The organism is Fodinicola feengrottensis, assembly GCF_010993775.1.
GTDB lineage: Bacteria > Actinomycetota > Actinomycetes > Mycobacteriales > HKI-0501 > Fodinicola > Fodinicola feengrottensis.
Window position 1 is genome coordinate 257814 of the sequence record NZ_WOTO01000001.1, and the last position, 6864, is coordinate 264677.

Consider the following 6864-nt stretch of genomic DNA (forward strand, 5'->3'; position numbering starts at 1 on the left):
ATCGCGTGAGGAGTCTGATGGACACCCAGGCTGACAGGTTGGCGGGCGCCGCGACTGGATGCCCGTACCCGTTCCACCGGCCAGCGCCTCTGGAGCAGCCCAAGGAACTGGCCGACCTGCGTGCCGAACCAGTGGTGAAAGTCCTGCTGCCCAGCGGCGACCAGGCGTGGATGGTGACGCGGTATGCGGACGTACGCGCGCTGCTCGCCGATCCCCGGATCAGCCGCAATCTCAACCGGCCGGGCGCGGCCCGCATCAGCAAGACGAACAAGCTTTTCCAGGACCCCAGAATGGATCCGGACCCGCCAGAGCACACTCGGATCCGCCGACTGGTCATGAAGGCGCTGACCGCTACCCGGGTGGAGCGGATGCGTCCGCGAGTGCAGCAGATCGCTGATGAGCTGGTCGCCGATCTGGTCCGGCAAGGCCCGCCGGCCGATCTCAATGAGACTTTGGCTTATCCACTGCCTATCCGGGTGGTGTGCGAGTTACTGGGCGTGCCGGTCCAGGACCAGCAGAGATTTCGGGTCTGGACCAGCTCTTTCAAGTCGATTAGTGGCTCCTCCGAGCAGAACCGGCTCGCGCTGGACAACTATATGCGTGAGCTCATTGAAACCAAACGCAAATCTCCGGCCGACGACCTGATCAGCGCGATGATCGCGGCCCGGGACGAAGACGACGGCCGGCTCAGTGAATACGAGTTGCACTGGTGGTCCCGGCTGCTTGTCCTGGTGGTCGGGTACGAAACCACCGCCGTACAGATTGGCGGTGCCATTGCGATGATGCTCGCCCATCCGGACCAGTTCGCGTTGGTACAGGAAGATCCGGACCTCATGAAGAGTGCCGTCGAGGAGATCCTACGCTGGAAGCTGGTTGGCTCCTCGGTGACCATGCTTCGTTATGTCACCGAGGATGTAGAGGTCGGCGGGGTCACCATTCCGGCTGGCTCCAGCATTATCCCGGCCGCCGACTCGGCGAACCAGGACGAGTCGGTCTTCGAGCATCCCGAGGTTTTCGACGTGACTCGGAAGGACAACATTCACCTGACCTTCAGCGCCGGCACCCATTTCTGCGCTGGCGCGGCTTTGGGACGCGTCGAGCTGGAAGTGGTTCTGGCCACTTTGCTGCGGGAGTTGCCGAACCTGCGGCTGACGGTGCCGGTCGAGCGGATCCGGCGGGACGAGAAGCACCTGCTGGAGAGCTTTCTCGAGATCCCGGTGACCTGGTAAGCAGTCAATTTTGCCCATTCTGGAAGGCATCTGTCGATGAAAGCTCTCGTGCTGGCCGGCGGTTCCGGCACCCGGCTGCGGCCGCTGACGCACACCGTTTCCAAGCAACTGGTGCCTATCGCCAACAAGCCGGTGCTCTTCCACGGATTGGAGGCGGTCCGGGATGCCGGCATCACCGAGGTCGGTGTCATTATCGGACCGCACGGTGCGGACGTACGCCGAGCGGTCGGCGACGGCTCCCGGTTCGGTCTGCATGTCACGTACATTCCGCAGGAAGCGCCGCTGGGTCTCGCGCATTGTGTGCTGATTGCCCGCGATTTCCTCGAAGACGACGACTTTGTCATGTATCTAGGGGACAATGTCATCTCCGGCGGGATTGAACACCTGGTCCGGGAGTTTTGGGCGACCCGTCCGGACGCACTGGTCATGGTCGGGAAAGTCCCCAATCCCAGCGAATACGGCGTCGCCGAGCTCGACGCCGATGGCCGGGTCCTGCAACTGGAGGGAAAAGCCGAGCCAGCCAACCAGCGACCTGGCGGTGATCGGAGCGTACGTCTTCTCGTCAGCGATCCATCAGGCGGTGCGCAGTATCCGCCCCAGTTGGCGCAACGAGCGGGAGATCACCGACGCGATCAGCTGGCTGGTCGAGCACGGGTCCGCGGTCCGCGGTCACGTGTTTTCCGGCTATTGGAAGGACACTGGCCGGATCGCCGACTTGTTGGACGGCAACCGCGCGCTGCTGGATCTCATCGATCCGGCCAACGCCGGCGAAGTGGACGACGAGAGCGAGCTGATCGGCCCGGTGATCGTGGACGCCGGAGCGCGGATCACCCGCTCCCGGGTGATCGGGCCGGCGGTGATCGGATGCATGGCCTCGATCACCGACAGCACTGTCGGGGCGTACACCTCGATCGGCGCGGAATGTGACATCACCAGCACCGATATCGCCGACTCGATCGTGCTGGAGGGCTCGACGGTGTCCGGGGTGGACGCGGTCCGGCAAGTCGGTTATCGGGCGCTACGCCCAAGTGCATTCCAGGCCCGCGCTGGACACCGTGCCATCCCGGCGGCTGGTGCTGGGCGACAACACCGAGGTGGTGATCGAGCGATGAGGGTGATGGTCACCGGCGGCGCCGGGTTCATCGGCTCCCACTACGTCCGGAGCATGCTTTCCGGATCGTACAAAGGATATGTCGACGCGCAGATCACGGTTGTCGACAAACTCACGTATGCCGGAAACACCGGCAACCTGCCGATCGGCGACCCGCGGCTGACTTTCGTCAAGGGTGACATCTGCGATGTCGGCCTGCTGCGAGAACTGTTGCCCGGCCACGACGCTGTCGTCCACTTCGCCGCTGAGTCTCATGTGGACCGTTCGCTGGTCAGTGCCGGTGAATTCGCGGTAACCAATGTGCTCGGCACTCAGAGCGTTCTGGACTGCTGCCAACTCGTCGGCATCGACCGCGTGGTGCACGTCTCAACCGACGAGGTGTACGGCTCTATCGACTCCGGATCGTGGCATGAAAACACGCCGTTGCATCCGAATTCCCCCTACGCGGCTTCGAAAGCGGCCAGTGACCACTTCGCCTTGGCGTACTTTCGCACCCACCGGGTGCCGGTGATGGTCACTCGCTGTTCGAACAACTATGGACCGTACCAATTCCCGGAGAAGGTCATTCCGCTCTTTATCACCAACTTGCTGGAAGGGCAGAAGGTGCCGCTCTTCGGTGATGGCCGGAACGTCCGCGAGTGGCTGCACGTTGACGACCACTGCCGGGCTGTCCAGTTGGTGTTGGAAAGTGGCACGCCCGGCGATGTCTACCACATTGGCGGTGGGGTCGAGATGACCAACGCGGACCTCACCAGGAGGCTGGTCGAGCTGTGTGGAGCGGACGGGAACCAGGTCGAGCACGTCCCCGATCGCATGGGCCATGACCTGCGCTATTCCCTGGACGACAGCAAAATCCGTACCGAGCTCGGATATCGGCCGGAGGTCGACTTCGGCGCTGGGCTGGCCGAGACGGTTCAGTGGTACCGGGACAACCCGGCTTGGTGGGAACCTCGTCGCGAGGACCACTTCCGTTTCCCGCGGGGCTGGTGACCGCCATGACCGCCGTCGTCGCGGCCGTGTCCGATCTGGACTGGATCTGCTGCCTGAAATGCCGAGAAATCGTCTATGCCCGCCGCTATGCCCGATCGCTGCAGGTCTGTCCGGGCTGCGGTATGCATGGGAAGCTGACCGCGCCCGAGCGCATCGAGCAGCTGCTTGATCCTGGCTGGTCCGAAATCGAGGTGGCCGACGCGGTCGAGGATCCGCTTGGTTTTGTGGACAGCAAACCGTATCCGCGCCGGCTGCGAGAGGCGCGCGAACGTACCGGCCTGACCGAGGCAGTGGTGTGCGTACGCGGTGAGATTGACGGCCGCCGGGTGATCACGGCGGTGATGGACTTCCGCTTCCTCGGTGGAAGCCTGGGAAGTGGTGTCGGAGAGCGGATCACTGTCGCGCCGAGACCGCCGTTCGCGAGCGCACGCCTTTCCTGTTGGTCACCGCTTCGGGCGGTGCGCGGATGCAGGAGGGTGCGCTTTCGCTGATGCAGATGGTGAAAACCAGCCAGGCGATCGCGATGCTCGATGAGGCCGGCATCCTCACGATGGCCTTGGTGACCGACCCGACATACGGTGGAGTCGCGGCCTCTTTCGCCACCCTCCCCGACGTTATCCTGGCCGAACCAGGTGCACGGGTGGGTTTCGCCGGCCCGCGGGTGATCGAGCAGACCACCGGCCAGCAGTTGCCGGCGGGATTCCAGACAGCCGAATTTCTGCTGGGGCAGGGCCTGGTGGACAGCGTGGTGCCGCGGCCGGCGCTGCGGCGGACGATCGCCCGGCTTTTGTCGGCGCACGAGCCGAAGTCACGTCCGCAAGCGGCGCCGGAGCCGGCCGTACCAGTGATCACCGATCCGGCACGGCTGCCCGAGCGCGATGGGTTGGCGGCCGTACGACTGGCCCGGCACGCCGATCGGCCGACGGCTGACGAGTACGCGACCTTCATGCTGGAGGAGTTCCTGGAACTGCACGGCGACCGGGTGAGCGGCGACTGCCCGGCGATCGTCGGCGGCATTGGCCTGCTGCACGGTCGGCCAGTTGCCCTGATAGGACACCAAAAAGGCCGGGACACCAGAGAGCGAGTGCAGCGGAACTTCGGGATGGCGTCACCGTCCGGCTATCGCAAGGCGGCCCGGTTGATGCGGCTGGCAGCCAAACTCGGGCTGCCGGTGGTGACTTTGATCGACACGCCAGGCGCGGATCCCGGGATCCAGGCCGAGGAACGCGGCCAGGCCTGGGCGATCGCGGAAAACCTGCGGCTGATGTCCGCGCTGCCGGTGCCGGTCGTCGTGGTGATTACCGGCGAAGGCGGCAGCGGCGGTGCTTTGGCCCTAGGAGTGGGAAATCGCGTGCTCGCTCTGTCAAACGCCGTCTATTCGGTGATCAGTCCGGAGGGCTGCGCGGCGATCCTGTGGAAAGGCCCGGAACTGACCAGGGAAGACACGGTCGGCCGGGCGGCCGCGGCTCTACGCCTGCACGCAAGGGAACTTCTGGCGTACGGCATCGTCGATGGTGTCATCGCCGAGCCACCGGACGGTGCGCACACCGACCCGGTGCAGACGATGTCGCTGGTGCGGTCGGTGGTCGCGGCCGCGGTCCGGGAGCTCGCCGACCTCGATGCGGCGCGGCTGGTGGCGGACCGGCGGCAGCGATTCCGCCGATTTGGCGCCCCTCAAGGACAGCTGGCAGACAACGGAGACCCTCGATGACCGACTCGCCCGAGCTACTCGAAGAGCTTTGCCGCCATGCCGTACAAATCCTGGACGGCACCCGCGGTCCGGTCCGCAGCGTACGCCTGCGAGCCGGCGACATCACCGTGGAGGTGGAACGGCCAGAGGCCACCTCTGTTCAGCACGCGGTCGCGGTGGTGGAGCAAGCTCCGGCGGCCGAGACGACCGATCCGGCCGAGTCGATTTGTGCGCCGACAGTGGGCACTTTCTTCCGTTCGCCCGAACCCGGCGCCGACCCGTTCGTTCGAGAGGGCGACCAGGTGCAGGAGGGCCAGCAGGTGGCGATCCTGGAGGCGATGAAGCTGATGAACCCGATCGAGGCGGACCGGTCCGGCCGGGTGGTCCGGGTCCTGGTGCCCGACGGGGAGTCCGTCGAATACGGCCAGCCGCTGTTCGTGATCGCTCCGGCGGCCTGATTTCCCTCTGGAGGATGACAATGTTCTCGGCTGTTCTGATCGCCAATCGCGGTGAGATCGCGTTGCGGGTCGCCCGTGCCTGCCGTGAGCTGGGCGTACGTACGGTGATGGTGCATTCCACCGCTGATCGCGACTCGCCCGCGCTGCGTCTCGCCGACGAGTGTGTCCACATTGGACCCGCGCCGTCCCGGCGCAGCTATCTTTACCCTCCGGCTATTCTGGAAGCCGCGTTGCGGACCGGCGTCGACGCGCGATCCATCCCGGCTACGGCTTCCTCTCCGAGGATCCCGATTTCGCCGAGATGTGCGAGGCGCAGGGACTCATTTTCATCGGCCCGCCCGCACACGTGATGAGCCGGCTGGGCGACAAGGCGCAGGCCCGCGAGGTGGCCTCGGCGGCCGGCCTGCCGGTGCTGCCGGGTAGCTCGCGGGCTGTCGAAAATGGTTTGGAGGCCAAGGAAATCGCTGAGCGGATCGGATATCCGGTCATCATCAAGGCGATTGCCGGCGGTGGCGGGCGGGGAATGGCGGTCGTGCGCGCTGGCCGTGAGTTGGCCCGTGCGTACGCGACTACCCGTGCCGCGGCGCAGGCGACATTTGGCGATGGTCGCGTCTATGTCGAACGTTTCCTGGAGAGCACTCGGCATGTCGAGGTGCAGATTCTGGCCGATCACCACGGGAATGTGGTCAGCTTGGGGGAGCGGGACTGTTCGGTGCAACGCCGCCGGCAGAAGCTGATCGAGGAGACGCCGGCCACCGGGCTGCCGGCGGGGCTGGCCGAGAACATTTGCGCGGCAGCCGTCCGCGGTGCTCGCGCCTGCGGCTATGTCGGCGCCGGTACGTTCGAATTTCTGGTCGACGACAAGGGAGATTTTTACTTCATCGAGGTGAATTCCCGGATCCAGGTGGAACATCCGGTCACCGAGATGGCCACCGGCATCGACATTGTCGCCGAGCAGCTGCGAGTGGCCTCCGGCAGCCCGCTGTCCTTCCGGCAGCAGGACGTGGTGCCGCGCGGAGTAGCGCTGGAATGCCGGGTCAACGCGGAGGACCCGGACCGGGATTTCCTCCCCACCGCCGGGCTCGTGGACCCTTTTTCGTGCCGCCGGGCGGCCCGTTTACCAGGGTGGACACGCCGACCGCTTCCGGCGGGCTGGGCCTTCCTGCCGGCGAGGCTGCCGCGCTGTTCGGCGTCTACCTTGGATCGGTCTTCGTCCTGTCCATGCCGGGCAGCTGGGTGGGAGACCGGATTCTCGGGGAACGCCGTGCCATCCTGCTCGGCGGGGGTCGTCATCGCGGCCGGACATTTCAGCCTGGCGGCGGCTGTTCGCGTTGCGTACGTCGGCCTGCATCGCGGTGCTGGGAATCGCACGTTTTTGCTGGGATG

Annotated in this window: 7 protein-coding genes and 2 pseudogenes; all 9 read left to right on the forward strand. The window is 65.5% G+C overall.

Annotated elements, in window-relative coordinates; translation table 11 throughout:
- Nucleotides 1–17 precede the first annotated feature (17 nt).
- Nucleotides 18–1229: a cytochrome P450 gene (locus GNX96_RS01420; protein WP_163566701.1), complete on the forward strand. Its 1212-nt coding sequence runs from the start codon at nucleotides 18–20 to the stop codon at nucleotides 1227–1229.
- A gap of 36 nt (nucleotides 1230–1265) precedes the next feature.
- Nucleotides 1266–1718: pseudogene (locus GNX96_RS62120) on the forward strand (sugar phosphate nucleotidyltransferase); the annotation flags it as partial.
- Nucleotides 1711–1911: pseudogene (locus tag GNX96_RS62125) on the forward strand (sugar phosphate nucleotidyltransferase); the annotation flags it as partial. The pseudogenes GNX96_RS62120 and GNX96_RS62125, both read left to right, overlap by 8 nt.
- Nucleotides 1912–1944: 33 nt before the next feature.
- Nucleotides 1945–3330: a dTDP-glucose 4,6-dehydratase gene (gene rfbB / locus GNX96_RS01430; protein ID WP_390623878.1), complete on the forward strand. Its 1386-nt coding sequence runs from the start codon at nucleotides 1945–1947 to the stop codon at nucleotides 3328–3330.
- A gap of 5 nt (nucleotides 3331–3335) precedes the next feature.
- Complete coding sequence (locus GNX96_RS47855) at nucleotides 3336–3821, forward strand: carboxyl transferase domain-containing protein (protein WP_279579026.1); 486 nt, start codon at nucleotides 3336–3338, stop codon at nucleotides 3819–3821.
- On the forward strand, nucleotides 3770–5041 hold the full coding sequence (gene accA, locus GNX96_RS01435; protein ID WP_279579027.1) for an acetyl-CoA carboxylase carboxyl transferase subunit alpha: 1272 nt from the start codon (nucleotides 3770–3772) through the stop codon (nucleotides 5039–5041). Before GNX96_RS47855 ends, accA begins: the two co-directional genes overlap by 52 nt.
- Nucleotides 5038–5478 (forward strand): acetyl-CoA carboxylase biotin carboxyl carrier protein, encoded by a 441-nt coding sequence (gene accB / locus GNX96_RS01440; protein WP_163566703.1) that lies wholly within the window; start codon nucleotides 5038–5040, stop codon nucleotides 5476–5478. The genes accA and accB overlap by 4 nt, the downstream gene beginning before the upstream one ends.
- Nucleotides 5479–5498: 20 nt before the next feature.
- Nucleotides 5499–5828 carry a biotin carboxylase N-terminal domain-containing protein gene (locus GNX96_RS47860; RefSeq protein ID WP_279579028.1) on the forward strand — a complete coding sequence of 110 codons (330 nt, stop codon included), beginning with the start codon at nucleotides 5499–5501 and terminating at the stop codon, nucleotides 5826–5828.
- On the forward strand, nucleotides 5732–6864 hold a 1133-nt coding region (locus tag GNX96_RS01445), incomplete at its 3' end, for an ATP-binding protein (protein ID WP_390623879.1). The genes GNX96_RS47860 and GNX96_RS01445, both read left to right, overlap by 97 nt.